Source organism: uncultured Olsenella sp. (assembly GCF_959602185.1).
GTDB lineage: Bacteria > Actinomycetota > Coriobacteriia > Coriobacteriales > Atopobiaceae > Olsenella_I > Olsenella_I phocaeensis.
Genome location: NZ_CAUGRZ010000001.1, coordinates 70,965 through 95,187 on the forward strand (window position 1 = coordinate 70,965; position 24,223 = coordinate 95,187).

23 protein-coding genes and 1 pseudogene are annotated in these 24,223 nt (G+C 68.8%); 21 read left to right on the top strand and 3 right to left on the bottom strand.

All coding sequences use genetic code 11. From position 1 onward, the window contains the following. Position 1: 1 nt before the first annotated feature. Positions 2-187 carry an FmdB family zinc ribbon protein gene (locus Q5923_RS00325; protein WP_009279328.1) on the bottom strand — a complete coding sequence of 62 codons (186 nt, stop codon included), beginning with the start codon at positions 185-187 and terminating at the stop codon, positions 2-4. Between the two features lie 149 nt (positions 188-336). Between Q5923_RS00325 and Q5923_RS00330 the strand changes: the two genes are divergently transcribed. Continuing rightward, positions 337-1,680 (top strand): thiamine diphosphokinase, encoded by a 1,344-nt coding sequence (locus tag Q5923_RS00330; protein ID WP_303131359.1) that lies wholly within the window; start codon positions 337-339, stop codon positions 1,678-1,680. Between the two features lie 115 nt (positions 1,681-1,795). Here Q5923_RS00330 and rpmB read toward each other — a convergent pair whose 3' ends face one another. Beyond that, on the bottom strand, positions 1,796-1,996 hold the full coding sequence (gene rpmB / locus Q5923_RS00335) for a 50S ribosomal protein L28 (RefSeq protein WP_009279326.1): 201 nt from the start codon (positions 1,994-1,996) through the stop codon (positions 1,796-1,798). Between the two features lie 354 nt (positions 1,997-2,350). Here rpmB and Q5923_RS00340 point away from each other — a divergent pair, with 354 nt between their 5' ends. From Q5923_RS00340 to ffh, 19 genes and pseudogenes are all read left to right on the top strand, one after another. Continuing rightward, positions 2,351-2,698, top strand: a complete 348-nt coding sequence (locus tag Q5923_RS00340) for an Asp23/Gls24 family envelope stress response protein (protein WP_009279325.1) — start codon at positions 2,351-2,353, stop codon at positions 2,696-2,698. Between the two features lie 41 nt (positions 2,699-2,739). Next, on the top strand, positions 2,740-4,413 hold the full coding sequence (locus Q5923_RS00345; protein ID WP_303131362.1) for a DAK2 domain-containing protein: 1,674 nt from the start codon (positions 2,740-2,742) through the stop codon (positions 4,411-4,413). A 3-nt stretch (positions 4,414-4,416) separates the two neighbouring features. Beyond that, entirely contained in the window at positions 4,417-6,591 is a 2,175-nt protein-coding gene (locus Q5923_RS00350; RefSeq protein WP_303131363.1) for an ATP-dependent DNA helicase RecG, read from the top strand. Further along, positions 6,588-7,181, top strand: a complete 594-nt coding sequence (locus Q5923_RS00355) for an RsmD family RNA methyltransferase (protein ID WP_303131364.1) — start codon at positions 6,588-6,590, stop codon at positions 7,179-7,181. The genes Q5923_RS00350 and Q5923_RS00355 overlap by 4 nt, the downstream gene beginning before the upstream one ends. Position 7,182: 1 nt before the next feature. Further along, positions 7,183-7,692: a pantetheine-phosphate adenylyltransferase gene (gene coaD / locus Q5923_RS00360; RefSeq protein WP_009279321.1), complete on the top strand. Its 510-nt coding sequence runs from the start codon at positions 7,183-7,185 to the stop codon at positions 7,690-7,692. Positions 7,693-7,861: 169 nt separating this feature from the next. Continuing rightward, positions 7,862-8,359, top strand: a complete 498-nt coding sequence (locus tag Q5923_RS00365) for a hypothetical protein (protein ID WP_009279320.1) — start codon at positions 7,862-7,864, stop codon at positions 8,357-8,359. Positions 8,360-8,363: 4 nt separating this feature from the next. Continuing rightward, positions 8,364-8,912 carry a DUF177 domain-containing protein gene (locus Q5923_RS00370; RefSeq protein ID WP_303131366.1) on the top strand — a complete coding sequence of 183 codons (549 nt, stop codon included), beginning with the start codon at positions 8,364-8,366 and terminating at the stop codon, positions 8,910-8,912. A 173-nt stretch (positions 8,913-9,085) separates the two neighbouring features. Then, positions 9,086-10,045, top strand: a pseudogene (locus Q5923_RS00375) (substrate-binding domain-containing protein). Between the two features lie 97 nt (positions 10,046-10,142). After that, entirely contained in the window at positions 10,143-10,988 is an 846-nt protein-coding gene (locus tag Q5923_RS00380; RefSeq protein ID WP_303131367.1) for a PstC family ABC transporter permease, read from the top strand. Next, the gene (locus tag Q5923_RS00385) at positions 10,988-11,839 is read left to right on the top strand and encodes a PstA family ABC transporter permease (RefSeq protein ID WP_303131369.1); all 852 of its coding nucleotides are present in this window, start codon (positions 10,988-10,990) and stop codon (positions 11,837-11,839) included. Before Q5923_RS00380 ends, Q5923_RS00385 begins: the two co-directional genes overlap by 1 nt. Continuing rightward, entirely contained in the window at positions 11,824-12,576 is a 753-nt protein-coding gene (locus Q5923_RS00390) for a phosphate ABC transporter ATP-binding protein (protein WP_303131371.1), read from the top strand. Before Q5923_RS00385 ends, Q5923_RS00390 begins: the two co-directional genes overlap by 16 nt. A 10-nt stretch (positions 12,577-12,586) precedes the next feature. Then, positions 12,587-13,054 (top strand): ATPase P, encoded by a 468-nt coding sequence (locus tag Q5923_RS00395; protein WP_303131373.1) that lies wholly within the window; start codon positions 12,587-12,589, stop codon positions 13,052-13,054. 229 nt (positions 13,055-13,283) lie between these two features. Continuing rightward, positions 13,284-13,463, top strand: coding sequence for a 50S ribosomal protein L32 (rpmF, locus tag Q5923_RS00400; protein WP_009279317.1), 180 nt, complete (start codon positions 13,284-13,286; stop codon positions 13,461-13,463). A gap of 98 nt (positions 13,464-13,561) precedes the next feature. After that, positions 13,562-14,554 carry a phosphate acyltransferase PlsX gene (gene plsX / locus Q5923_RS00405; RefSeq protein WP_009279316.1) on the top strand — a complete coding sequence of 331 codons (993 nt, stop codon included), beginning with the start codon at positions 13,562-13,564 and terminating at the stop codon, positions 14,552-14,554. A gap of 62 nt (positions 14,555-14,616) precedes the next feature. Then, positions 14,617-14,859, top strand: a complete 243-nt coding sequence (locus Q5923_RS00410) for a phosphopantetheine-binding protein (RefSeq protein WP_303131377.1) — start codon at positions 14,617-14,619, stop codon at positions 14,857-14,859. 14 nt (positions 14,860-14,873) lie between these two features. Then, entirely contained in the window at positions 14,874-15,590 is a 717-nt protein-coding gene (rnc, locus tag Q5923_RS00415) for a ribonuclease III (protein WP_009279314.1), read from the top strand. 31 nt (positions 15,591-15,621) lie between these two features. Beyond that, positions 15,622-19,161, top strand: coding sequence for a chromosome segregation protein SMC (gene smc / locus Q5923_RS00420; protein WP_303131378.1), 3,540 nt, complete (start codon positions 15,622-15,624; stop codon positions 19,159-19,161). Next, on the top strand, positions 19,161-20,066 hold the full coding sequence (ftsY, locus tag Q5923_RS00425) for a signal recognition particle-docking protein FtsY (RefSeq protein ID WP_009279312.1): 906 nt from the start codon (positions 19,161-19,163) through the stop codon (positions 20,064-20,066). Before smc ends, ftsY begins: the two co-directional genes overlap by 1 nt. A gap of 3 nt (positions 20,067-20,069) precedes the next feature. After that, the gene (ffh, locus tag Q5923_RS00430) at positions 20,070-21,506 is read left to right on the top strand and encodes a signal recognition particle protein (protein ID WP_303131381.1); all 1,437 of its coding nucleotides are present in this window, start codon (positions 20,070-20,072) and stop codon (positions 21,504-21,506) included. A 125-nt stretch (positions 21,507-21,631) separates the two neighbouring features. Here ffh and Q5923_RS00435 read toward each other — a convergent pair whose 3' ends face one another. Further along, positions 21,632-23,182, bottom strand: a complete 1,551-nt coding sequence (locus Q5923_RS00435) for a L,D-transpeptidase family protein (RefSeq protein WP_303131382.1) — start codon at positions 23,180-23,182, stop codon at positions 21,632-21,634. A 95-nt stretch (positions 23,183-23,277) separates the two neighbouring features. On the opposite strand from Q5923_RS00435, the gene Q5923_RS00440 reads away from it, so the two are divergent. Beyond that, positions 23,278-24,099: an RNA methyltransferase gene (locus tag Q5923_RS00440; RefSeq protein ID WP_303131384.1), complete on the top strand. Its 822-nt coding sequence runs from the start codon at positions 23,278-23,280 to the stop codon at positions 24,097-24,099. Positions 24,100-24,223 lie beyond the last annotated feature (124 nt).

A 24,223-nucleotide genomic window follows, 5' to 3' on the forward strand; every position in this document is an offset into this window, starting at 1 on the left:
GCTACTTCTTGCCCCTCTGGTCGGTGTTGTAGAAGCCGGATCCCGAGAAGACGATTCCCGAGCTGGAGAAGACCTTCTGGGCCTTGCTGCCGCACTTGGGGCAGCTGACGCTGGGGTGGGCGCTCATGGGATGCTCCACCTCGAAGCGGGTCCCGCACGAGGGACACTTGTAGTCATAGCGAGCCATGTGAATCCTCCGGAAGAGTGCGTGCACAAAAAGCGGCCTCACGGCCACGTGGGCTACTGTACCCAAGTGTGGCCGGCTCTTGCGCCGGGGCCGCCGCCGAGCGGCTGCTACCATGAATCCTGCAACCAGCGGCTGGGAGGGCTGACGCCATGCGCATAGACGGGGCGATCTTCGACCTGGACGGGACCATCCTCGACTCCGCGCCCATGTGGAGAGAGGCCGTCCTCGAGCTCCTCGAGGACGGGGGAGCGCCAGACCCAGGGCAAGTCTACGCGCAGGTCGAGTCGGTGCCCCTGGTCCAGATGTGTCGCCTTCTGCACGAGCGCTACGGAATGCGGGAGGAGCCGGAATGCATCCTTCGCGACCTGCGACGCAGGGCGCTCGAGGGGTATCGGCAGCGCGTGCGGCCCGTCGAGGGCGCGCGCGAGCTCCTGCTCGAGCTGCATGATGCGGGCATCCACCTCGCCGTGGCGAGCTCCACGAGCGCCGACCTCGTGCGCGAGGCGCTCGAGGTCCAAGGGTTGCTCGGGCTCTTCGAGCTCGTCGTCTCCGCAGAGGGGTGCGGCAAGGGCAAGGGCCATCCCGACGTGTACCTCGAGGCGGCGCAGCGCCTGGGCTGCGACGTCAGTGCCACCTGGGTCTTTGAGGACGATCCCCTCGGTCTGGGCTCCGCGCGCCGGGCGGGCTTCCCCACGGTCTGCGTCTACAGCGAGGGGGGCGGGCGCGACCGCGCGCTCTGCGAGGACGCATCCACGATCTTCTCGCATGGGTACGTGGACGTCTCGCTGGCGTTGATCCGCGACCTCGAGCCCGTGCCCCCGCGCACGCGGGGCACCCTCAGGGCGCTCGTGGTGGACGGCTCCCCCGAACCGAGCTCGCCCGGCCTCGTGGCACGTCTCGCACGGGATGCCGACTACGTGGTCGCGGCGGACAGGGGTGCCGAGGCCCTCCGTGCCGCCGGCGTCGTGCCCGACGCCTTCTGCGGCGACTTCGACTCCGTGGGGGGCTCGGCCCGGGCCTGGGCGGAGGGGGTGGCGCGGACCAGGATCGCTTTCCCCTCGCAGAAGTACTCGACCGACCTCGCCATCGCCATAGCCTGTGCCCGCAACGAGGCGGCTCGCAGGCGGGAGGCGCTCGAGCTCACGCTCTGCTGCGCGTCGGGGGGCAGGAGCGACCACGCCTTGGCCGTCGTCGGCCAGCTCGCCTCCGCCGCCGACGCGCGGCCTCGCCTCGTGGAGGACGGCTTCGAGTGCCGCGTCCTCTCGCCGACGGGCCGGCCCAGCTGGGAGCTGGGTCCTGAGGCGCAGGGGCGCACGCTCTCTGCCATCGCCCTCTCCCCGGGCTGCGTGCTGAGCGAGCGGGGGCTCAGGTGGGAGCTCGACCATCGCGCGCTTCCCCTGCTTGGGGACGAGGGGGTGTCCAACGTCGTGTGCGTGCCTGACGCGAGCGTGACCTGCCACGAGGGGGTGCTGGCCGTCTTTCTCGTCATCTAGGTCCGCGGCGGCCGTGGGGAGGGGTGCGCGACGCCCCGCGGGCAGCCGCCTGTGACGCACAAGAAAGGAGGCCCCGAGGGGCCTCCGAGGAATCGCCGGTATGTCGCGCGCCGCGCTACGCCTGGGCGACGGAGCGAGCCAGGTTGCCCTTCTTCAGGCAGCGGGTGCAGACGTTCTTCTTCTGCGGACGCCCGTCGACGACGACGGTGACGCGCTGGATGTTGGGCTTGAACTTGCGGGCGACTGTGCGGTGGGAGTGGCTGATGGAGCGACCAGCAACGGCGTGCTTACCGCAGATATCACATACCTTCGACATGTTTACGACCTCCATAGGGTGGCGCAAGGCGCCAGCAATTACCAAAAGCTGTCCAAATATAGCACAGGACCAGCGGCATGCAAGAACAAAGCGCGACAGCTTGTGTGCGTTTTGTAGCCAGACCACAAGACCTTTGGTGGCAGAGCATTCCGGGGGAGTCCGCCCCGTGTCACCGACGAAAGATACTAGCAGACGGGAGACGGGCTGCGGTGGCGTTCGCGTGGACTTTCCACGGCAGCGGCGTCGGGCTGTGGGCCGGGCGTACGGGTTGTCCTCCTGCGCCGCATGCCTCGCGTGCTAGACTTCTATGAATGAATGCGCCGGTCGAACATCGACCAAGCGAGAGGAGAAGCTATGGCAATGGTCGTCCCCGGAACCCTGAAGGTGTCCAACGACTGCATCGCCGACCTCGCGGGCTATGCCGCCCTCGAGTGCTACGGCGTGGTGGGCATGGCGGTCACCGACGAGCAGGAGGGTCCTGCCCACCTCCTTCCGACCTACCGCCTGCGCAAGGGCGTCGGCGTCTCCGCAGAGGGGGAGATCGTCAAGGTGGACCTCCACGTGGTCGTTGAGCAGGGCGTGAACATGGCGTCCGTGTCAGAAAACCTCGTGAGCGCCGTCAAGTTCATCCTCAGGCAGATTGCCGAGCTTGACAACGTCGAGGTACGCGTCCACGTCGAGGGGATGCGCACCGCCCGCTAGGCGTGCCCCACGATACGAGAGGAACCGAGGTTCTCCAGATCATGATTGCCAACACCATTCGCAGCTGCTTCCCCGTCGCCGCCAAGGTCGTCGCCGACAAGGCGGACGAGATCAACAAGCTCAACGTCTTCCCGGTCCCTGACGGCGACACGGGCACCAACATGTCCCTCACCCTGGGCACGGTGGTGAAGGAGGTCGAGTCGCTCCCCGCCAACGCCTCGGTGAACGACATCGCCAAGGCCATCACCCATGGCTCGCTCATGGGCGCCCGTGGCAACTCGGGCGTCATCACCAGCCAGATCCTGCGCGGCGTGGCCGAGGGCCTCACCGGCGCCAAGGGCCCGGACGCCACCACGGCGGACATCGCCTCGGCGCTGCGCAACGGCGTCAAGGTGGCCTTCAAGGCCGTGCGCAAGCCCGTTGAGGGCACCATCCTCACCGTGCTCAAGGACGTCTCGGCCAGGGCGGACCAGATGGAGAGGGCCAAGGCCACGCCCCAGGAGGCCCTCGACGCCATCGTGGTGGAGGCCTACGAGTCCGTCGCCCGCACCCCCGACCTCCTGCCCGTCCTCAAGGAGAACGGCGTCGTCGACTCTGGCGCCTTCGGCCTCGCGACCTTCATCGAGGCCTTCGTCAACGCCTACGAGGGCAAGGCGGGCGAGGTCTCGGACTTCGACACCAGCGTCACCCCCACGAGCGCCAAGGCGCAGGTCGCCAACGTCGTCGACATAGAGATCAACGACGACTGGGAGGGATCCGAGTTCCGCTACTGCACCGAGTTCCTCTTCCATGCCGACAGCCAGGACTTCGACGAGGAGGCCAACCTCAAGTACCTGAGCTCCATGGGCGACTGCGAGCTCCTCGTGGGCACCAACCCCGACTACAAGATCCACGTGCACACCAACAGGCCCGACCGCGTCCTGCGCCACATGCTGCACCGCGGCCAGATCTTCAACGTGTTCGTCCACAACATGGACCTCGAGGCACAGGAGCGCACCGAGGGCATCCGCGAGGACAAGGAGTCCTCGCCGCGTCACGCCGCCCCCAAGAAGGGCCTGGGCTTCGTGGCCGTCGCCGCAGGGTCCGGGCAGGCCGAGATCTTGCGCTCGCTGGGCGTCGACGTCATCGTGTCCGGCGGGCAGACCATGAACCCCTCCACGGCAGACATCCTCGAGGCCATCGAGGCCTGCAACGCCACGAGCGTCATCGTGCTTCCCAACAACGGCAACATCCGCATGGCCGCCGAGGCCGCCGTCAGCGCCTGCACGGACGTCGAGGCGGCGGTTGTCCCGACCAAGACCGTCCTCCAGGCCTTTGCCGCCATGTTCGCGGCGGACGCCGAAGAGGGACTCGAGGCCAACGTCGAGCAGATGGGAGAGGCCATCGGCACCATCCGTGACGGCGAGGTGACCACCGCGGTGCGCGACTCCGCCGCAGCGGACGGCACCCCCATCCACGCGGGCGACGTCATGGGCATCGAGGGGGGCGCCATCGAGGTCGTGGGCAGCGACGTGCGACAGGTCACCCTCGACGTCATCGCCCGCATGCAGGAAGAGGAGGAGGGGGACACCCTCACCATCCTCGCAGGCTCCGACCTCGGCGACGAGGCCTTCGAAGAGCTCGTGGCCGCCATCGAGGAGGCCCAGCCTGACCTCGAGGTCGACGCGCACCGCGGCGAGCAGCCCCTCTACCCGGTGGTCTTCTCGATAGAGTAAGCCTTGGCAGGAAGAGCAAGCGTTCCCACCTGTGCAGAGGTGGGCGAGCGCCTCTCGAGGACCTGTTCGCTCACGGACGACGCGTCGCGCCTGAGGTTCGTCTCGGGCGCGCGCCATGAGGCCCTGGCTCGCCTGGGCCTCGTCCGCGTCCGCGACGTCCTCCTACACCTGCCCCACCGCTACCTCGACTTCAGCAGGCTGACCAACATAGCCCTCGCGGACGTGGGGGATGACGCCACGGTCATCGCCACGGTGGACCGCGTTACGCTCAAACGCCCTCGGCCGCGCATGCAGGTGGTCGAGGTCTACGTGCTCGACCAGACCGGCGTCATGCGGGTCAGCTTCTTCCGCGCGCCTTGGGTGGCGGACCAGCTCAAGCCTGGCATGCAGGTGGCCCTCTCGGGCAAGGTGGTCTTCGCCTACGGATTCAAGCAGATGCGCTCCCCCTTCTTCGAGGTCATCGAGGGCCAGGGGGACGTCTCGTCCTACGCCCGCATCCTCCCCGTGCATCCGGTGGGGGAGGGCGTCTCCACCTCCTGGATGCGCAGGATCGTCTCGTCCGCGCTCGCCAGCTCGGGCGACGTGGCGGACTTCCTTCCCGTCCGATTCCGGCTCGGGCGATCCCTCATGGGCCTGGGTCGTGCATTGAGGGCCGTCCACTTCCCCCTCAGCCTCGCCGAGGCCGCCGCGGCCAGGGAGCGCCTCGCCTACGACGAGCTCCTCTGCCTGCAGCTCGCCCTCCACTCCAGACGGCAGATGGAGCTTGGGGGCGTCACTCCCTTCAGGCACGTCACGGACGGACCGAGGCTCTCGCGGCTTGTGGCCTCCCTTCCCTTCGAGCTCAGCGACGAGCAGCGCATGGCCGCCCGCCAGATACTCGACGACATGGCGGCCGGCGAGGTCATGAACCGCATCCTCCTGGGAGACGTGGGCACGGGAAAGACCGCTGTGGCGGCGCTCGCCCTCGCCGCGGCGGCAGACTCCGGCAACCAGTCCGCCGTCATGGCGCCGACCTCCGTGCTCGCGCGCCAGTACGCCCGCAAGCTCGGCCCGCTGATCGACGCGGCGGGCGTGCCTTGGGCCCTGGTCACGGGCGCCACCCCGGCAGACGAGCGGGCGCGTGCCGCCGCGCTCCTCTCGTCGGGCGAGCCCTGCGCGCTCTTCGGCACGACCGCGCTCCTCTCGGACGACCTCGAGTTCCGCCGCCTCTCGCTCGCCGTCATCGACGAGCAGCACCGCTTTGGCGTGGACCAGCGCGCCGCCCTCAGGCGCAAGGGCCCGGGCGCAGACCTCCTGGCCATGACGGCGACGCCCATACCTCGCACGCTGGCCCTCTCGCTCTATGGCGACCTCTCGATATCGCGCATCCGTCACAGGCCGGTGCCCGGGGCGGGCGTGACCACAAGGGTCATCCCGCCCGAGAGTATGGACCTCGCATACGCAGGCCTGCGCGAGGCCTGCGAGGCGGGACACCAGGCATACGTGGTCTGCCCGCTCGTGGACGACTCCGACGAGGGCGGCGAGCTCGAGGACGTCCCGGAGTCCGTGCGCTCCAACGCCAAGAGGCTCCATTCGGCCACGTCGACCCAACAGGAGCTCCAGAGGCGCGTGCTACCCGGGCTCAGGGTGGGCCTGCTCACGGGACGCCTTCCCGCGGCGGAGAAGGACCGCGTCATGGAGGAGTTCGCTGACGGGGGGATCGACGTCCTGGTCTCCACCACGGTCATCGAGGTGGGCGTCGACGTCCCCAATGCCACGGCGATGCTCGTTCTGGACGCCGACCGCTTTGGCCTGGCAACCCTCCACCAGCTCCGTGGGCGCGTGGGCAGGGGTTCCGTGGCGGGTTCCGTCTGGCTGTCCTGCGCTGCCAAGAGGGGCACGCCCGCCCGCAAGCGCCTCGCCGCCCTGGAGTCGACGGACGACGGCTTCGAGCTCGCCGAGCTCGACCTCGAGCTCAGGCACGAGGGAGAGGTGCTGGGATACCGGCAGCATGGCAGCAACGTGTCGTTGCGCGTCGCCGACCTCGCGACCGACGCCACCCTCGCAGAGTGGGCCCACGAGGACGCCCTCGCCCTCCTGGATGCGGACCCCTCGCTCTCGGGCGACGACGACAGGCCCCTCGCCCTCGAGGTGAGGGACCGATTCCCAAGCTACTTCGAGGAGATGGAGCGGGCATGAGCCGCATTCGCATAGTGGGAGGGGACTGGAGGGGCCGCTCCATCGAGGCTCCTGACGGCCGGGACGTGACGCGACCGACGACCGACCGGACCCGGGAGTCCATGGCGTCGATGCTGATGTCGGCCTGCGGGCTGGAGCTCGCGGGCCAGAGGGTGCTCGACGCCTTCGCGGGGTCGGGGGCCATCGGGCTCGAGCTCCTCTCGCGCGGGGCGCAGTCCTGCTGCTTCGTGGAACGTGACCGGCCCAGCGCCGCGCGCGTGCGTCGCAACGTCCAGTCGCTCGCAGGCGACCGCGCGGACTCTGTCGCGCGCGTGGTCTGCGGCGACGCGCTCAAGCTGGCCCGTCGCGGCGGCATCTGGGGCTCGCCCTTCTCCATCGTGGTGCTTGACCCACCCTATGCCCTGCCCGCCTCCACGGTCTCGGACATGGTGGTCGATTTGGGCTCCGGGGGCCTGCTTGTCCCGGGCTGCCTCGTGCTCTACGAGCGCTCGACGGACGCCGACGAGCTTGCGCTCCCGGGCGCTCGCCTGGTTCGCAGCAAGTCCCACGGAATCACCACGGTGACCCTCTTCCAGACGCAGGAGGCCTAGGATGGCAGACGACAGGATCCAGCACGTGGTGGTGCCCGGCACCTTCGACCCGGTGACCTACGGGCACCTTGACGTGATCCAGCGCACGTGCAGGCTCTTCCCCCAGGTGACGGTCGCCGTAGCCGCCTCTGTCAACAAGCGCGGCACGGGTCCTGCGTTCTCGCTCGACGAGCGCGTGGACATGCTGCGCTCGTCCCTGCGCGAGGTGGGCATACACGGCGTGGAGGTCAGGCCCTTCTCGGGGCTCCTCATGTCCTTCTGCCGAGAGGTCGGTGCCGGCGGCGTGGTCAAGGGCCTCAGGGCCATGACTGACTTCGAGTACGAGCTCCAGCAGGCCGACCTCAACAGCCACATGGCGCCCGACGTCGAGTCGGTCTTCGTCATGTCCAACCCTCAGTACGGCTACGTCTCCTCCTCCATCGTGCGCGAACTTGCCTCCCTGGGCTCGGACGTGAGCTTCCTCGTGCCCCCGGGGGTGGCGGAGCGCCTGAGGCTCCACTACAGGACCTAGGCGAGAGGCGCGCGGCCACCGCATGTCGTCCGCCCATGCCTTCACGCTGCCCGCAAATGGCCTTCCGGCAAACGGGCAGCTCATCCAATCTGCTAACATGTGAGCGATGCGGCCTGAATCCAAACCGAGGGGCGCACGTCAGGTCGCCAGCATGACGAAAGGAGCCCGTATGCAGCCGGGTGAGGAGATCGAGAGCCTGGTCGGCGAACTCGAGCAGATTGTGAGCGAGGGCAAGACGCCCTTCGCCGCGGGCGCCAACAAGAAGATCGTCGACGCCAACGAGGTCTACGAGATACTGGACGAGATCCGCCGCGTCTTCCCGCAGGAGTTCTCTGACGCCCGCCGCATCGTCAAGGAGGAGGCGGAGACCCTGGAGCGCGCCCAGCTGCAGGCCGACTCCATCATCGCCGACGCCCAGCAGCAGGCGATGATCCTCGCGGGCGACCAGGAGGTCGTGCGCCTCGCCCAGCAGCAGGCCGACGACATCCGCGACAAGGCGGCCCAGTACGAGCGCGACACCCGCTACAACGCGGAGGAGTACGCCGACACCGTCCTGGCCCACCTCGAGGACAACCTCAAGTCCCTCACCAACTCCGTCACGCGCGTCCGCCAGACGCTGGACGAGAACTCCGGCCCGCGCAACCAGACCAACGACGTCGCCTGGTAGCGCCATGGCAGAGATCAAGCAGATCCTGGACGAGCGCCTGGCCGAGGCGGGGGACACTCTTCCCCTCTCGGGCCACGTCGACCAGGAGGGCTACAGCCTGGGCGAGCACGAGTTCTCGCTCCCCGAGGGCATGGACTACGACCTCGTCCTCACCAACGTGGGCGAGGGAATCCTCGCCACGGGCATGGTGCACGCGCACGTGGTGGGCACCTGCGACCGCTGCCTCGACCCCGCCGAGTTCGACGTGGACGGCGAGGTGGACGAGTACTACCTCTTCAAGGACCCCGGCACCCTCCCCGAGGGCGATGACGAAGACGAGGTCGACTACTCGCTCGTCCTGCCCGACCACAGCATCGACCTGGGCGAGGCGATCAACTCCGCCCTGCTCATGGAGACCCCCTACGTCGTCCTCTGCCGCGAGGACTGCGCGGGGCTCTGCCCTGTCTGCGGGGCGAACCTCAACCACGAGGACTGCGGTCATGCCGCCCAGCTGGAGGCCTCTCGCATGGAGTCGAATCCCTTCTCCGTGCTCAAGGGTCTCGACCTTTCGTAGAATTCCCTCCCCAAGGCCCGTCGCGGAGGGTTGGCCTGTACATGAGCCCGGTCCATCCGGTTGCCCGACTGCTCGGGTGGCCGGATTCTCTTATGTGCCGCTCCGGAAACGTCGTCCTTCTGGGGTCGAGCCGGGAAACGCCCCGTTCGTCGTACGTTTTTTGGAGGTTTCACATGCAAGTGCTCAAGAAACTCGTGGCCTGCGCGCTCGCCGGCGCCCTGGTCGCAGGCGGCCTCGCGGGCTGCTCGCAGCCGGCGGGCAGCACTGCCCCCGCAGGGTCCTCGCAGGCGGGCAGCCAGGGCGAGGACTTCAAGTCCTCGATCATGTTCTGCGGTTCCACCTCGCTCTATCCCATCATGTCCTCGCTCGCCTCCTCCTTCACCGACGAGTATCCCAGCTGGGACAAGGTGAGCCCCGACTTCCCCGACCAGAACGTCTCCATCTACGTCGCGCCTGGCGGTTCGGGCGTGGGCGTCGGCGCGGTCGTCGACCACACGGCGGACTTCGGCATGGTCGCCCGCGAGGTCAAGGACTCGGAGAAGGAGAAGATCGGATCCGGCTACCAGGCGTTCGTCATCGCACGCGACGCGCTCACCGTCTCCGTGAACGCGCAGAATCCCCTCGTCTCGAAGGTTGACAGCCTGGACAGCTAGACCATCGCAAAGATCTTCTCCGGAGAGCTCTCCAGCTGGGACCAGGTCGACCCGACGCTTCCCAAGCAGGCGATCAACGTCTACATCCGCGACCTCTCGGGCGGTGCCTACGAGGTCTTCCAGAAGTCGATCATGGGCGACACCCAGATATCCTCCTCTGCCGTCCAGTCCGCCTCGATGACCGAGCTCGCGACGAACGTCGCAAATGACCCCTGGGGCATCGGCTATGTCGGCTTCGGGGCCTACAACAAGGCCGACGCAGGCGGACAGGTGGAGGTCGCGCTCAAGGTCGACGGCGTGGAGGCGAACGAGGCCAACATACTCGACGGCTCCTACAAGGTCCAGCGTCCCGTGCAGATCGTGACGGGAAGCGAGCTCACCGCCTCCGAGCAGGCGTTCGTTGACTACATCTTCTCCCAGAAGGGGTATGACGCAGTCGTGAAGAACGGCTACATCCCCGCCTTCACTCCGAAGGCATAGGCTCGGCTTGGTATCCCGGACGACACCGGGCGCCATCCTTTCGGGATGGCGCCCCCAAGCGGGTGGCCACGCCCGCCCGAGCCGCCTTCTGGACGCGATGCTGGTCCTCTTCCTGCGCGTGCTGAGCCTTGCGAGCCTGCTGCTCCTCGGCTTCGTCGTCCTCTTCCTCGTCAGGGAGGGCCTGCCGGCGCTGGGCGAGGTCGGGGTCATCCCCTTCCTGCGGGGCACGGTCTGGATGCCTGTCGACTACACGGGCAGCCAGTCCTTCGGCATCGCCAACTTCGTCGCCTCGACGGCGCTGGTCTCGCTCCTCGCCGTCGCCATGGCGGCAGTGGTCGGGATGGGTGCCGCGCTCTGCCTGGCGTTAGGTGTGACGGAGCGCGTCCGCGTGGCCATCATGCCCCTCATCGAGCTCCTGGCGGGGGTGCCTTCCGTCGTCTATGGCTTCGTGTGGCTCGTCACCCTGGTCAAGGCGCTCATCGGGCTTGGCGTGAGCGGTGGGCCTTGCGTGCTCGCCGCGTCAGTGGTGCTGGCAGTGATGCTCCTTCCCTACGTGATCCCCTCTCTCTGCGAGTCCGTGCTCGCGGTCAGCGAGGGCTCCCGGGCCGCCTCCGACGCGCTCGGCGTGTCCGTGTGGCACTTTGCGGCGACGGTCGCGCTTCCGGCGTCGTGGAGGGGGCTTCTCGCCTCGCTCACGCTCGCCCTGGGAAGGGCCATGGGGGAGACCATGGCCGTCATGATGGTGATCGGCAACGCCAACGTGGCGCCCACCCTCCTTGGCAGGGGGGAGACGATCGCGTCCCTCGTCGCGCTCGAGATGGGGACGGCCGTCCCGGGGAGCACCCACTATCACGCGCTGTATGCGGCGGGCCTTGTCCTGCTCGGCCTCCTCCTCGTGGTCGACGCCCTCGTGTGGCTCCTGCGCCGAAGGTGGAGGGGCTGATGGCACGCCGTCGTCACCTCATGGGGCGCCTCGTGCACGCCTGGGCGCTCTGCTCCCTGCTGCTCGTGCTGTCGCTCGTCGCCTTCCTCTTTGGCTTCGTGCTGTTCGAGGGGCTTCCGCACGTCAGCTGGGAGTTCCTCACGACGGCCCCGTCCGGGGCGGTGCTGGGGGAGGAGGGGGGAATCCTCCCCGCGATCGTGGGAAGCCTCTGGTTCACCGGGGTCGCGGTCGTTCTGGGGGGCACGTTCGCCGTCGCCGTCGCCCTCTTCGTCACCTATCTGTGCCCCGTCCGGCTCGCCCGTGTGACTCGGGCCGTCCTGGGGGTCGCCTCTGGGATTCCCTCGATCGTGCTCGGGCTCTTCGCGTACAGCCTGTTCGTCCGCGACCTCGACTGGGGTCGCTGCATCCTCTCCTCTGGGGTCGCCCTCGCCATCATGATCCTCCCCTTCGTGGAGGTCAGGGTGGAGAAGGCCCTGCGGGAGCTTCCCGCCCCGCTCGTATCCTCGTCGCTCGCGCTCGGGTGCTCGCTGCCCTACACGATCAGGAGGGTGGTGCTGCCCGCGGTGCGCGGCCAGGTGGTGGGCGCGCTCGTGCTCGGGGCCTGCTACGCCATGGGCGCCACGGCACCGCTCATGTTCACCGGCGCCGTGGCCTTCGCCCGGCTCCCGCACTCGGTCATGGACCCCGCGATGGCCCTGCCGATGCACCTCTACCTGCTGGTCGCACAGGGAACCACGTCCCTGGGCCTGGCATATGGGACTGCCTTGGTCATGATGGCGATCATACTCGTGGGGAACGTCGCCGTCACCGCCTACGCGAGAAGGAGCGTCAGAAGATGGAAGTCGTCCTAGTCACCCGGGGCCTCTCGGTGGCCTATGGCAGCCGCCGCGCGCTCGAGGACGTCTCGCTCGAGTTTCTCGACCGCAGCGTCACCGCCGTGGTCGGTCCGTCGGGCGGCGGCAAGACGACCCTGCTCCACACCCTTGACGGCCTGCTCCTCCAGGAGTCGCCCGAGGCGCGCGTCGAGGGGAAGGTGCTCCTGGACGGGAGGGACGTCACGACGCTCCCCACCGAGGAGCTCCGACGCCAGGTGGGGCTCGTCTTCCAGGCGCCGACGCCCTTTCCCTTCTCGATCTGGCGAAACCTCTGCTACGTCCCGCGCTACCACGGCGTGGGGGACAAGGCCCGGCTCGCGCGCATCTGCGAGGAGAAGCTTCGCCTGGTGGGGCTCTGGGACGAGGTCTCCGACGACCTCGGGCGCAGCGCCCTCTCCCTCTCGGGCGGGCAGCAGCAGAGGCTCTGCATCGCACGGGCGTTGACGGCGGAGCCCAGGGTGCTCCTCCTGGACGAGCCCTGCTCCGCCCTCGACCCCCATGCGACCGAGCAGGTGGAGATGGCCATCTCCAGTTTGGCGGAGCGCTATGCCATCGTCTTGGTCACGCACAACCTCGCCCAGGCGCGCAGGCTTGCCCAGCGCGTCGTGGTCATCTGCGGGGGAAGGGTCGCAGACGCCGGCGAGGCGGGCCGCGTGTTCCGGCGCCCAGCCACGGGTGCTGCGGCGGATTTCCTGAGCAGCGAACGAGCCTAGGAGGACGGACGTGATCTGCATTGACATTCCGGGAAGGGAAGAGCTCAGGATTGATCGCCTGGCTCTCGACTTCAACGGCACCATCGCCGCAGACGGCGTGCTCGTCGAGGGCGTGGCCGAGCGCATCGCGCTCCTCAGCGACCTCGTCGACGTCATCGTGCTGACGGCCGACACCTACGGGAGCGCCGCCGCTGCCTGCGAGGGCCTGCCGCTCAGACTCCTGACCTTCCCCTCGGATTCCGCCGGCCTCAGCAAGGAGGAGATCGTACGCTCCCTCGGCGGCGGGGTCTGCTGCGTTGGCAACGGCTACAACGACATCGGGATGTTCGACCTAGCCGCGCTCCGAATCGCCGTGGTGGGGGAGGAGGGCACGTGCGTCGCCCTGCTCGGGCATGCGGACGTGCTGGTGCCCGGGCCCTGCGAGGCGCTTGACCTCCTTCTGCGTCCCAGCCGGCTGAGGGCGACGCTCAGGGCATAGCCTGTCGTCCCCCCTGATGGGTGTTGGGTGGGGCGCGGTCATCCCCAATGCACTCCGGCTTTTGCTACCATGTCGGACGCACCGTGGCGTCTAGAGGCAATTTGCCGTGGAAATGGTGCGCTCTCCTTCACAAGGGGGCGTCTGGTGCTATATTTGTCCTTGTGTGTTTGCAGGTCAGACCGCTCCGGGCAACCGCGCGGGCATGATGTGAGTCTAAGAGAGGTTCAAGATGGCAGTTCCCAAGCAGAAAAAGGGTCGTGGCGCCACGCACACTCGTCGTTCGGCCAACAGCAAGCTCGCCGCTCCGGCACGCTCCGTTTGCCCCCAGTGCGGCGCTCCTAAGCTTCCGCATCACGTGTGCCCCAACTGTGGCTACTATAAGGACCGCGAGGTCGTCGTCACCGAGTAGCCCTCCTGACAGACGAGGCCTGGGGAGGCCGGCCCCAACCGGGGTCGGCCTCCCTCTTTAGACGTACACGCCGCGCAGCGGCACGGGGGAGGCAGGACATGACCACCATCTGCGTTGACGCCATGGGGGGAGACGAGGAGCCCAGGGTCGTCCTCGAGGGCATAGGGAAGGCGCTTGAGGCCGACGGGGACCTGAGCGTCCTCGTCGTGGGCGACGAGGACGTGGTGGTTCCCTTCGCTGCGTCCCACGAGCGGGTGCGCGCGCTCGTCTCGACCGAGGTCATAGGCATGGACGAGCATCCCGCGGACGCGGTGCGCGCCAAGAGGGACTCGAGCATCGTGCGGGGCTGCGCCAGCGTGAGGGCAGGGGAGGCGGACGGCTTCTTCTCCGCCGGGTCCACCGGCGCCATCTTCGCCGCGGCGACGCTCCACATCGGACGCGTCAAGGGCATCAAGCGGCCGTCCATCGCCAGCTCGCTTCCAGGCATGACGGGACGCGAGACCGTCCTCACTGACATGGGCGCCAACGCCGACGCGCGCCCCGACATGCTGGTGCAGTTCGCCCAGATGGGGCGCGCCTACGCGCGCGTCGCGCTGGGCGTGGCGGAGCCCACGGTCGCGCTCCTCTCCAACGGCTCCGAGGACACCAAGGGGTCCGAGGCGGTCCTGGCGGCGCACAAGGCCCTCGCCGAGGCCGGCCCGGACTGGTTCCGTGGCAACTGCGAGGGCACCGACGTGCTCGCCGGCCGCTACGACGTGATCGTCACCGACGGCTTCACCGGCAACGTGGCACTCAAGAGCCTCGAGGGCACCGCCAAGTTCATACTCTCGGAGGTCAAGCGCTCGGTGGCGAGCTCGGGCCGCTCCAAGCTCGGGGCGCTCCTGCTCAAGCCCGCGCTGAAGGCCGTGGCGGCGAGCCTCTCGGGAGACGAGAAGGGCGGCGCGGTCCTGCTGGGGGTCAAGGCGCCGGTGCTCATCGGCCACGGCGCCACCTCCGCCGACGCCGTGATGAACGGCACCCTGGCCTGCGCGCGGGCCGTGCGGGCAGGGCTTGTGGACAATGTCGCCCGCCTGGTCCAGCAGGGCCAGTAGCAGGGTACAATCGACGGAGATGCAGCCGGTGGCGATGGCGCCACCTTGGTCGAGGAGGATCCATGGAGCGTTCCGACATACTGGCGAAGGTCGTCTCCCTCGCGGCGGACGAGCTCGAGGCGGACGCCGCGGGCCTGGACGAGTCAACCGAGTTCAAGAGCCTGGGGGCGGATTCCTTCGACCTGCTCGAGCTCGTCACCGCCTTCGAGGACGAGTTCGGCTCCACCCTCGACGACGACTCCCTGCAGAAGATCCAGACCCTGGGCGACGCCGTCGACGCCATCGCCAGCGCCCTGGGCGCCTAGGGAGGCACGCTCACTTGAAGTCCCACAAGCAGGTGGCCCGCCTCGAGGAGATAGTGGGCCACCACTTCGCTGACCAGAACCTCGCCACCTCGGCGATCACGCATCCCTCCGCGGTGGAGAACAAGCCCGTGTCGGCCTCGTACGAGCGGCTCGAGTTCCTGGGTGACTCCATACTCGGCGCCATCGTCGCCACCGACCTCTTCGAGCGCTTCCCCCGTATGGACGAGGGTGAGCTCACGCGCCTCAAGATCTCGCTCGTGTCGGGCAAGATGCTGAGCGCCGTCGCCGACGAGCTCGGCATAGGGGAGGTCATCGTCTTCGGCGAGTCCGAGCGCGGGACCGGCGCCCGGGGGCTGCACTCCGCCCTCGAGAACGTCTACGAGTCCATAGTCGGGGCCCTCTACCTCGACGCCGGCTACGACGCGACGCACGAGTTCGTCTCCCGCACGCTGGCTCCGCACATGTCGCCGGAGCTTGCGGAGAGGCCCCTCTCGCCCAAGTCGAGGCTCCAGGAGGTGACCCAGCGCGACCTCCGCTGCGCCCCCGAGTACAAGCTCGCCGGAGAGCGCGGTCCCGCGCACAGCCCCACCTTCACCTCGGTCGTCCTCGTGGACGGCGTGCGCATGGGCAGGGGAGAGGGAAGCTCCAAGAAGGAGTCCGAGTCGGCCGCGGCGCTGGATGCCCTCCAGCGCATGGGGCAGCTGCCCGCCTCGGGCGGCGAGAAGAACTAGCGGCCCTGCGCCTGGAAGGGATTCTTTCGACGTGTATCTGAAGTCGCTCACGCTCAAGGGGTTCAAGTCCTTCGCGGACCGCACCAACATGGTCTTCGACCCCGGCCTCACCGTCGTGGTGGGCCCCAACGGCAGCGGCAAGTCAAACATCTCCGACGCCATCCTCTGGGTCCTGGGCGAGCAGAGCGCCAAGATGCTCCGCGGCCAGGCCATGGAGGACGTCATCTTCTCGGGCTCCTCGGGCAGGGCCGCGGTGGGCCTTGCCGAGGTGACGCTCGTCCTCGACAACGTGGACCACACCCTTCCGATCGACTTCTCCGAGGTCGCCGTCACGCGCCGCATGTACCGCTCGGGCGAGTCCGAGTACCTCATCAACGGCGCGCCCTCGCGCCTGCGCGACATCACGGACATCCTGCACGACTCCGGCCTGGGCAAGGACACCCACTCCATCATCAGCCAGGGCAAGCTCGACTCGATCCTGGCGAGCCGGCCCGAGGAGCGGCGCGAGCTGGTCGAGGAGGCGGCGGGCATCAGCAAGCATCGCCGCCGCAAGGACCGCTCGGAGCGCAAGCTCCAGGCGATGCAGGACAACCTGACCCGTGCCAAGGACATACAGCGCGAGATCGGCCGCCAGCTCAAGCCCCTCGAGCGACAGGTCGACAAGGCGCAGAGGCACCGCAGCATCACGGGCGAGCTCTCCACCCTCACGACCACGCTCGCCGTGGACGACCTCCGCCAGCTCCAGCAGCGCTACCAGGCCCTCGCCGACCGCGGGCGCGAGGCCGACGCCGCGGTCGAGCTTGCTCAGTACCGCCTGGACGAGAGGAACGCGGAGCTCGAGCGATACCAGTCCCTCCTGGAGCAGAAGGGCATCTTCGTGGGGGACCTGGGCGAGCAGCGCCGGCGCATGCAGGACCTCCTGGGCCGTATGGACTCTGACATGCGCCTCTTGGAGGAGAAGGGCCGCAACATGGTCTCGCGCCTCTCCGAGACGCGCCGTGGCCTCTCCGCCCTGGAGCGCCAGCGCGTTGATGCGGCGGCCGAGCTGGAGCGCGTCACGGGGGAGCTCCTCGAGGCCCGCGCCCTCGCGGACGACCTGCGCGGCAAGGTGGCGGAGCTCGGCCCCGCAGCAAAGGAGGCGAAGGAGCTCCGTCGCTCCCTCGGGTCCAGGCAGGCCCAGCTGACCGCGGACCAGAGGGCCGCCCAGCGCGAGGCGGACCAGGAGACGCTCGCCTACGCGAAGCTGAGCGACCAGATCTCGAACGCGCAGGTGGAGGACCAGATGTTCGAGAGCCGCCTCGCCCAGATCGAGGATGGGGTCGCCACCGCCACAGAGTCCCTCTCCGAGCGCAGGGGCCGCAGGGAGGAGCTCGAGGGCGCGCTCGCCTCCGCCCGCGAGGAGGACGCCGCGCTCGCAACGCGCATCAATGGCTGCAAGGACGAGCAACGCGACGCCCGCAAGGCGGAGAACGACGCCCGCCACGCGCTCTCGGACGCGCGCGCCCGCCTCTCCGCCCTCGAGTCCGTGGACCGCCAGGCGCAGAACTCGAGCGCCCTCGTCGGCTCCCTCTCGGCCGGAAGGCTGTCTTCCACCATCAGGTACCGCGTGGCAGACCTGGTCGAGGCCCCCTCCGAGCTCGAGGGCCTCGTCGAGTCCCTTCTGGGGGACGACCTGGGAGGCCTCGTCGTGAGCACGGGGGAGGAGCTCGTCGCCCTCGCCCGCGAGGCCGCCTCCAGCAAGGCGAAGGGGCGGGCGTCCCTGCTCTCGCTCGAGGGTCGCGGGCGGGAGCTCCCCGGCGACGGCCTTCCCGGCCGCTCGCTCCTCGCCGAGCTCGTGCCCCTGGCCGGCGCGGAGGCGCTCGTGGCGGGGCTCCTGGGAGACGTGCGGCTCGTGGACGACGTCGCGTCCGCCATCGAGGCGCATGCCAGCCATCCCGAGGCCTGCTATGTGACGGCGGAGGGGGCGATGGCGCTTCCCGACGGACGCGTGGTAGTGGGCAACGCCTCCACGGCCGAGCAGGGCGCCCTCGAGCGCAAGCGCCGCATCAGGCAGCTCCGGGGCGACCTGCCCCGGCTCGAGGGGGCGCTGGGGGAGGCCAGCCAGGCCGCCCAGGACAGCGAGCTGCGGCTCCAGGAGGCACGCGAGGCGAGCGCCAGGGCAAAGGGCGAGGTCGCGCGCCTCGCGGGTGAGCTCTCGTCCGTCACGGGCGAGCTCGGACGCCTGGAGGCGCAGCTGCGACAGGCCGAGTCCGAGCGCGCGCAGGTGACCAAGGGCCGCGAGGCCGCCGCCCAGAGGGCGAGCCGGGCCCGCGAGGAGGTCGAGCGCCACAGGGCCGCGGCCGACGAGGCGACGGCCCGGGCCGCCAGCCTCGGCGAGGAGCTCGAGGAGGTCTCCGCCCAGCGGCAGCGCGCCTCGCGCGAGGAGTCCGACGCCGATGGCAGGCTGTCTGACGCCCGCCTCAAGCTGGCGACCGTCTCCGAGCGGCGCAACCACCTCGCCGTGCGCGAGGAGGAGCTCTCGCGCCAGCTCGCCGACCTCGACCGGAGGCGGGGGACCATGGAGCGCAGCGCCCGCGCACTTGACGTCCTCCAGCTGAGGGTGGAGCCCCTGCACGGGCGCTACGAGGCCGTCCGCGAGCGGGCACTCGCCTGGGCGGCTCGCCTCAAGGACCGCGCGTCGCTCGCCGAGGCGGATTCCGACTCCCTCAAGAAGACCATCTCGGACGCACGCGAGGCGGTGGCACAGGCGAGTCGCGAGCTCGACGCCGCACGGGAGTCCTCGGGCGAGGTGAAGGTCGAGTCAGGCAAGATCGAGGTGCAGGTCCAGAACGCCATCCAGTCCATAGAGGGCAGCGGCTGGGGCCTCGACGACGCCCTCCGGCTCCCCGAGCCCGACGACCGCGCCCAGATGGAGCGCGACGTCGCCCGGCTCAAGGGTGACCTCGCCCACATCGGCCCCGTCAACGAGGTCGCCATGGACGAGTACGAGAGGCTCAAGGAGCGCGCGGACTACATCGGCGAGCAGGTCGAGGACCTCGAGAGCGCCCGCAAGTCCCTGCAGAAGATCACCGCGGCGATCGAGCGCAAGATGCGCCGCCAGTTCCTGGTGGTCTTCGACCAGGTGAACGCGAACTTCTCCGAGATCTTCTCCCTGCTCTTCCCGGGCGGCCACGCCCACCTCGAGATGTGCGACCCCGACCACCTGGACGAGACGGGCATAGAGATCGTGGCCCAGCCGCGCGGCAAGCGCATCCAGAAGATGACGCTCATGAGCGGCGGCGAGAAGTCCCTCACCGCGCTCGCCCTCCTCTTTGCCGTCTACAAGACCAGGACGGTGCCCTTCTACGTGTTCGACGAGGTTGAGGCCGCCCTCGACGACTCCAACCTCTCCAAGTTGCTCGACGCCATCGAGCGGCTCAAGGACTCCACCCAGCTCATCGTCATCTCGCACCAGCGCAGGACGATGGAGCAGGCGGACGTCCTCTACGGCGTGTCAATGCAGGCCGACGGCGTGAGCCACGTGGTGAGCCAGCGCCTCGACCGTGCCAGCGGAAAGGTGGTGGAGGCCTGATGGGTCTTCGCGACAGGCTGCGCGAGGGTCTCACCCGCTCGCGCGAGGCGATATCCGAGATCTTCTACATGGGCGGCGAGGTGGACGAGGAGTTCTGGGAGGAGCTCGAGGATCGCCTCGTGATGGGCGACATGGGGGCGGAGGTGGCCATGCAGGTCACCGACGACCTGCGCGAACAGGCCGCGCGCGAGGGCCTCAGGACCTCCCGACAGCTGAAGGAGGCCCTCGCCCAGCGCATAGCGGGGGAGTTCGCGCATGCCGAGCGCGACCCCTTCCGGGACCTCCCGTCCTGCGTCCTCTTCGTGGGCATCAACGGGGCGGGGAAGACCACCACGGTGGGCAAGCTCGCCGGCGTCGCCCGCTCGGAGGGGCGCTCCTGCCTCGTGGGAGGCGCCGACACCTTCCGTGCCGCCGCGATCGAGCAGCTCCAGGTCTGGGGCGAGCGCGCGGGGGTCGAGGTCGTCACGCGGGAGCGCGGCGCCGACCCGGCGAGCGTCTGCTATGACGTGATCGAGAGGGCCGAGCGCGAGGGCTGCGACCTCGTGCTCATCGACACCGCAGGCCGCCTGCACACCTCCCCCGAGCTCATGCGCGAGCTCCAGAAGGTGGTCAAGGTGACGCGCAGGCGCGCGGGCATGCCCGTCTCGGTCGTGCTCGTCATAGACGCCACCACCGGGCAGAACGGCCTCGCCCAGGCCAAGGAGTTCAACGAGGCCCTCGAGCTCGACGGCCTCGTGGTGACCAAGCTCGACGGCACCGCCAAGGGCGGCATCGCCGTCGCCATATCGCATGACCTTGCCCTTCCCATCCTGCGCATAGGCGTGGGCGAGGGAATCGACGACCTCCAGAGCTTCGACGCGCTCGAGTTCTCGCGCGCGCTCGTGGGCGAGGGAGAGGGGGAGTAGACGATGTTCAACAGCCTTTCCGACCGCCTCCAGGGAACCTTCGACAAGCTGCGCGGCAAGGGCCGCCTCACGGAGGACGACATCAACGTCGCCATGCGAGAGATCCGCATGGCCCTGCTCGAGGCGGACGTCAACTACCGCGTCGTCAAGGGCTTTGTGGCGGCGTGCAAGGAGAAGTGTCTGACCTCCGAGGTCATGGAGTCCCTCACGCCCTCGCAGAACGTGGTGCGCATCGTCCTCGACCAGCTCACGCAGCTCCTGGGCTCGACCGAGTCCAAGCTCGTCCTGGCGCAGAACCGCATGCCCAACGTGATCATGCTCGTGGGCCTGCAGGGCTCGGGCAAGACAACGGCCGCGGCGAAGCTCGCCTACCTGCTCAAGAGGCAGGGTCACAGCCCCCTGCTCGCTGCCTGCGACACCCACCGGCCGGCCGCCGCCGACCAGCTGGCGACCCTGGCGGGAGAGATCGGCGTTGGCGTCTGGCGCGGCGACGGCAAGGATGCCGTCCAGGTGGCCTCGGGAGCCATCCGGCAGGCCGTCGACCACCTCAACGACATCGTGATCGTGGACACGGCCGGCCGCCTGCAGATCGACGAGGAGATGATGCAGGAGGCCGTCGACATCAAGGCGGCCGTCAAGCCCGACCAGATCCTCATGGTGGTCGACGCCATGGCCGGCCAGGACGTGGTCAACGTCGTCTCGACCTTCGCCGAGCGCGTCGACTTCGACGGCGTGATCATGTCCAAGCTCGACGGCGACGCCCGTGGCGGCGGCGCGCTCTCGGTCCGCGAGGTCACCGGCAAGCCCATCAAGTTCGTCTCGATGGGGGAGAAGCCCGACTCCCTCGAGGTCTTCCACCCCGACCGCATGGCCAAGCGCATCCTGGGCATGGGCGACGTCGTGGGCATCATCGAGCAGGCCCAGCAGGTCGCCGACCAGCAGCAGGTCGAGGACGCCGAGCGCATGCTCCGCGAGGGCTTCACCATGGACGACTACCTCTCGCAGCTGCAGCAGATCCGCAAGATGGGCGGTCTCAAGAAGATGATCGGCATGCTGCCCGGAGGAGAGCGCATGCTGCAGCAGGCGGGCGGCCAGATGGGCGACGAGCAGATCGTGCGCATCGAGTCGATCATCCGTTCCATGAGCAAGGAGGAGCGCCTCAAGCCCAAGAAGATCAACGGCCAGCGCCGCAAGCGCATCGCCGCAGGGTCGGGCCGCAGCGTCCAGGAGGTCAACCAGGTCCTCAAGCAATGGGGCGAGATGAACAAGATGATGGGCAAGATGCGGCAGATGACGGGGGCTGCCGGCATGGGCTCCAAGAAGTCCATGCGCCAGATGCGCGGGATGATGCGTAACATGGGCATGGGCGGCGGCGTGGGAGGCATGGACCTCTCGGCGCTCCAGAAGATGTACGGTGGCAAGGGCGGTCAGAAGTTCTAGCGCCATTCGCCGCAGACAACCCGGTCAAGGAGGGCCGCGCTTCGGACCGTTGGGTTCCGGGGTGCGGCCTTTTGCTCGTCTAGGTTAGCTGTGCGAGAGGTACTAGCGCCCCTCTCGCCAGGCGACTAGTAATGCACCACCACGACGTCTCCGACCTTGGCCAGGTCGTACAACTCCTCTGCCTTCGCGCTGGGGAGGTTGATGCAGCCGTGGCTGCCGTCGGTCTGGTAGATGCTCCCGCCGAACCGCGAGCGCCAGCTCGCGTCGTGGAAGGCGTAGAGGTTGTCGATGAAGGGCACCCAGTAGCTCACGTGGCTGACGTAGTCCGGCTCCCCGTCGTGGTCCTCGTCGATGCCCTTGAGGGTCTGGTTGGTACCCATGTGGGAGTTGACAGAATAGACGCCCTCCGGGGTGCCGTGGTCCTGGCTCGTGTTGCCGGAGACGAAGTCCGACTCCCAGACGAGGCTGCCGCCGTCGTACATGCGGGCGTGCTGGTTCGTGAGGTCGACGTCGATGTAGCGGTCCCCCCAGTCGGCGGCGCCACGCTTCCCGTACTGCGCGGCGGTGCTCGACCAGGGGAGCTCGACGGAGGTGGCGCTGCCGGCCCTCACGTTCTGTGCGAGGGTTTCCGCGAGCTCGGTGCCGTTGAGGTTCCAGCCGTAGCGTCCGCCACTCACCTTGATGGTGACCCCGTCGGGACGCGTGTACGTGCGCGTGGTGCCCACCGTGTCGAGCTGGCGCGAGAGCTCGCCCGTGGTCCAGGCCTTGATGGCCTCATCGTCCAGGGTGACGGAGAGGTCATCCTGGACGTGGACCCACTCGGCGATCCTGCCGGTGTCGACCGTTGCGACGGCATTGCCGTCGACCGTGAGGGTCTGGGTCGCGGCGAGGTAGGAGTTGGCAGTCTTGGCGGCCTCTGCGAGCCGCCCGTCGCCCGAGAGGATGCTGGGCTGCACGAGCGCCGACTCGTCGAGTGCGAGCGATGTAGCGCCCTCCTTGAGCGCGGAGCCGACGGCCTTGGTCACGCTCGCGGCGTCGAGGGCCGTTCCCGCCTTCTCGGGGCTCACCACGAAGCCGGAGCTCGTCGGGTCATAGCCGACCGAGGCGTTCACGGGCTGGGTGGCATGGGCGTTAACGGCGTCCACGGCCTTTCCCACCAGCCCGTCGAGCTTGGACGCGTCGAAGGAGGCCTGGGGCCGCACGTCCACCTTGCTGCCCCTGATCGCGGCGACGGGCCAGGCCCAGGCGTTGGTCTGCGCGAGCGCGTCGCGGGCGAAGGCATCGACGTCGCAGCTGAGGTCCACGTCCGACGCCGAGACCTTGAGGTCGAGTCCCTCGCCCGACACGGCGAGCGCGTAGCTGCTGGTGGCGACGGTCTGCTGTCGGGCCACGGAGGCCGGCGTCTCGAGCGAGACGTCGACGCCGTTGACCGAGGTGTTGGGCATGAAGACGTTGGACCAGACTGCGACGCCGCCCAGGTAGACCGCGGCGAGACCAGCCACCACGGCGGCCGCGACCTTGGGGGCGCGGCCGGAGCCACCCCTGCCGGGGGTCTCGTCCTGGCGCGTCGGCCCGTCGGCGGGGGAGAAGTGCGAGCCGATCCTCGAGCGGCTGAGGGAACTCAGCGCCGGGTCGGGCACGAAGGGTGTCGTCTTGGGGTCCTCTTGCAGGCTCATGGCCTCATCCCTTGGTACGTCGTCATTTCCTGCTGCATGGGTAGGGAGTAATAGTACCCTTCGGCTAGGGCATTCTTCCAATGGAGGGCGCAACGATGGCAATTCTTCGCATGGCGACGGAGGGCGACCCGCGCCTCGACCCCTACCTACGACTCACCGATCGCCAGCTCAGGAGCCTTCGCGACGAGTTGGAGGCAAGGTGCGTCCTCGAGTCTCTCAACGTCATCGAGCTGGCCGTGGGAGAGGGCCTGGAGCTCGAGTCCGTCCTCGTGGACGAGAGGCACCTGGGCACCCTGCTCGGGCGCGTCCCGCAGCTCGAGGAAGCCGGACTGCCCATCTACTGCTGCGACCGGGAGCTGCTCCAGGACGTGACGGGCATCAGCAAGTCGAGGGGATATCTCGCGGTCGCCCGCAGGCCCCGGCCCCTCTCCGCCGCCGAGGCGCTCCGCGGGGCGTGTCGCGTCGCCGTGCTCGAGAGCCTGGTCGACATCACCAACGTCGGCGCCCTCTTCCGCTCCGCGGCTGCCTTGGGGGTCGACGCGATGCTCCTCTCGCCCAGCTGTGCCGACCCGCTCAACCGACGCGCCATCAGGGTGTCCATGGGAACGGTGTTCAAGCTTCCCTGGGCCGTCGCCGAGGGCGACTGGCCCGGAGACGCCTTCGACGTGCTCCGCTCCGAGGGCTTCCACGTCACGGGCATGGCGCTCGTGGAGGGCGCCCTGCGGCTCGACGACACGTCGCTCAAGGAGCACTCGCGCCTCGCGCTCGCCTTTGGCAGCGAGGGCTGGGGGCTCAGCCGCGAGGCGCTCGCCGCCTGCGACGACTGCGCCATCATCCCGATGTCCGCGGGCGTGGACTCCCTCAACGTGGCTGCCAGCAGCGCCGTCGCCTTCTGGGAGCTCTGCGCGAGGCGCTAGGCTCGTCCCCTCCCCACGCTCCTCCATCCGCACGCCGCCCTCGCGCCGGACCTGGAGGAGCGTGCCGACAGAAAGGGCCCCGCCCTCTCCGAATAGGAAAGCGTAGGCTTGATGCTCTTCGCTT

What these genes read in the sequence shown, in the direction of transcription:
- Q5923_RS00325 (WP_009279328.1), bottom strand. Translation starts at nt 187, where the DNA reads ATGGCTCGCTATGACTACAAGTGTCCCTCGTGCGGGACCCGCTTCGAG.
- Q5923_RS00330 (WP_303131359.1), top strand. Translation starts at nt 337, where the DNA reads ATGCGCATAGACGGGGCGATCTTCGACCTGGACGGGACCATCCTCGAC.
- rpmB (WP_009279326.1), bottom strand. Translation starts at nt 1,996, where the DNA reads ATGTCGAAGGTATGTGATATCTGCGGTAAGCACGCCGTTGCTGGTCGC.
- Q5923_RS00340 (WP_009279325.1), top strand. Translation starts at nt 2,351, where the DNA reads ATGGCAATGGTCGTCCCCGGAACCCTGAAGGTGTCCAACGACTGCATC.
- Q5923_RS00345 (WP_303131362.1), top strand. Translation starts at nt 2,740, where the DNA reads ATGATTGCCAACACCATTCGCAGCTGCTTCCCCGTCGCCGCCAAGGTC.
- Q5923_RS00355 (WP_303131364.1), top strand. Translation starts at nt 6,588, where the DNA reads ATGAGCCGCATTCGCATAGTGGGAGGGGACTGGAGGGGCCGCTCCATC.
- coaD (WP_009279321.1), top strand. Translation starts at nt 7,183, where the DNA reads ATGGCAGACGACAGGATCCAGCACGTGGTGGTGCCCGGCACCTTCGAC.
- Q5923_RS00365 (WP_009279320.1), top strand. Translation starts at nt 7,862, where the DNA reads ATGCAGCCGGGTGAGGAGATCGAGAGCCTGGTCGGCGAACTCGAGCAG.
- Q5923_RS00370 (WP_303131366.1), top strand. Translation starts at nt 8,364, where the DNA reads ATGGCAGAGATCAAGCAGATCCTGGACGAGCGCCTGGCCGAGGCGGGG.
- Q5923_RS00380 (WP_303131367.1), top strand. Translation starts at nt 10,143, where the DNA reads ATGCTGGTCCTCTTCCTGCGCGTGCTGAGCCTTGCGAGCCTGCTGCTC.
- Q5923_RS00385 (WP_303131369.1), top strand. Translation starts at nt 10,988, where the DNA reads ATGGCACGCCGTCGTCACCTCATGGGGCGCCTCGTGCACGCCTGGGCG.
- Q5923_RS00390 (WP_303131371.1), top strand. Translation starts at nt 11,824, where the DNA reads ATGGAAGTCGTCCTAGTCACCCGGGGCCTCTCGGTGGCCTATGGCAGC.
- rpmF (WP_009279317.1), top strand. Translation starts at nt 13,284, where the DNA reads ATGGCAGTTCCCAAGCAGAAAAAGGGTCGTGGCGCCACGCACACTCGT.
- plsX (WP_009279316.1), top strand. Translation starts at nt 13,562, where the DNA reads ATGACCACCATCTGCGTTGACGCCATGGGGGGAGACGAGGAGCCCAGG.
- Q5923_RS00410 (WP_303131377.1), top strand. Translation starts at nt 14,617, where the DNA reads ATGGAGCGTTCCGACATACTGGCGAAGGTCGTCTCCCTCGCGGCGGAC.
- ftsY (WP_009279312.1), top strand. Translation starts at nt 19,161, where the DNA reads ATGGGTCTTCGCGACAGGCTGCGCGAGGGTCTCACCCGCTCGCGCGAG.
- ffh (WP_303131381.1), top strand. Translation starts at nt 20,070, where the DNA reads ATGTTCAACAGCCTTTCCGACCGCCTCCAGGGAACCTTCGACAAGCTG.
- Q5923_RS00435 (WP_303131382.1), bottom strand. Translation starts at nt 23,182, where the DNA reads ATGAGCCTGCAAGAGGACCCCAAGACGACACCCTTCGTGCCCGACCCG.
- Q5923_RS00440 (WP_303131384.1), top strand. Translation starts at nt 23,278, where the DNA reads ATGGCAATTCTTCGCATGGCGACGGAGGGCGACCCGCGCCTCGACCCC.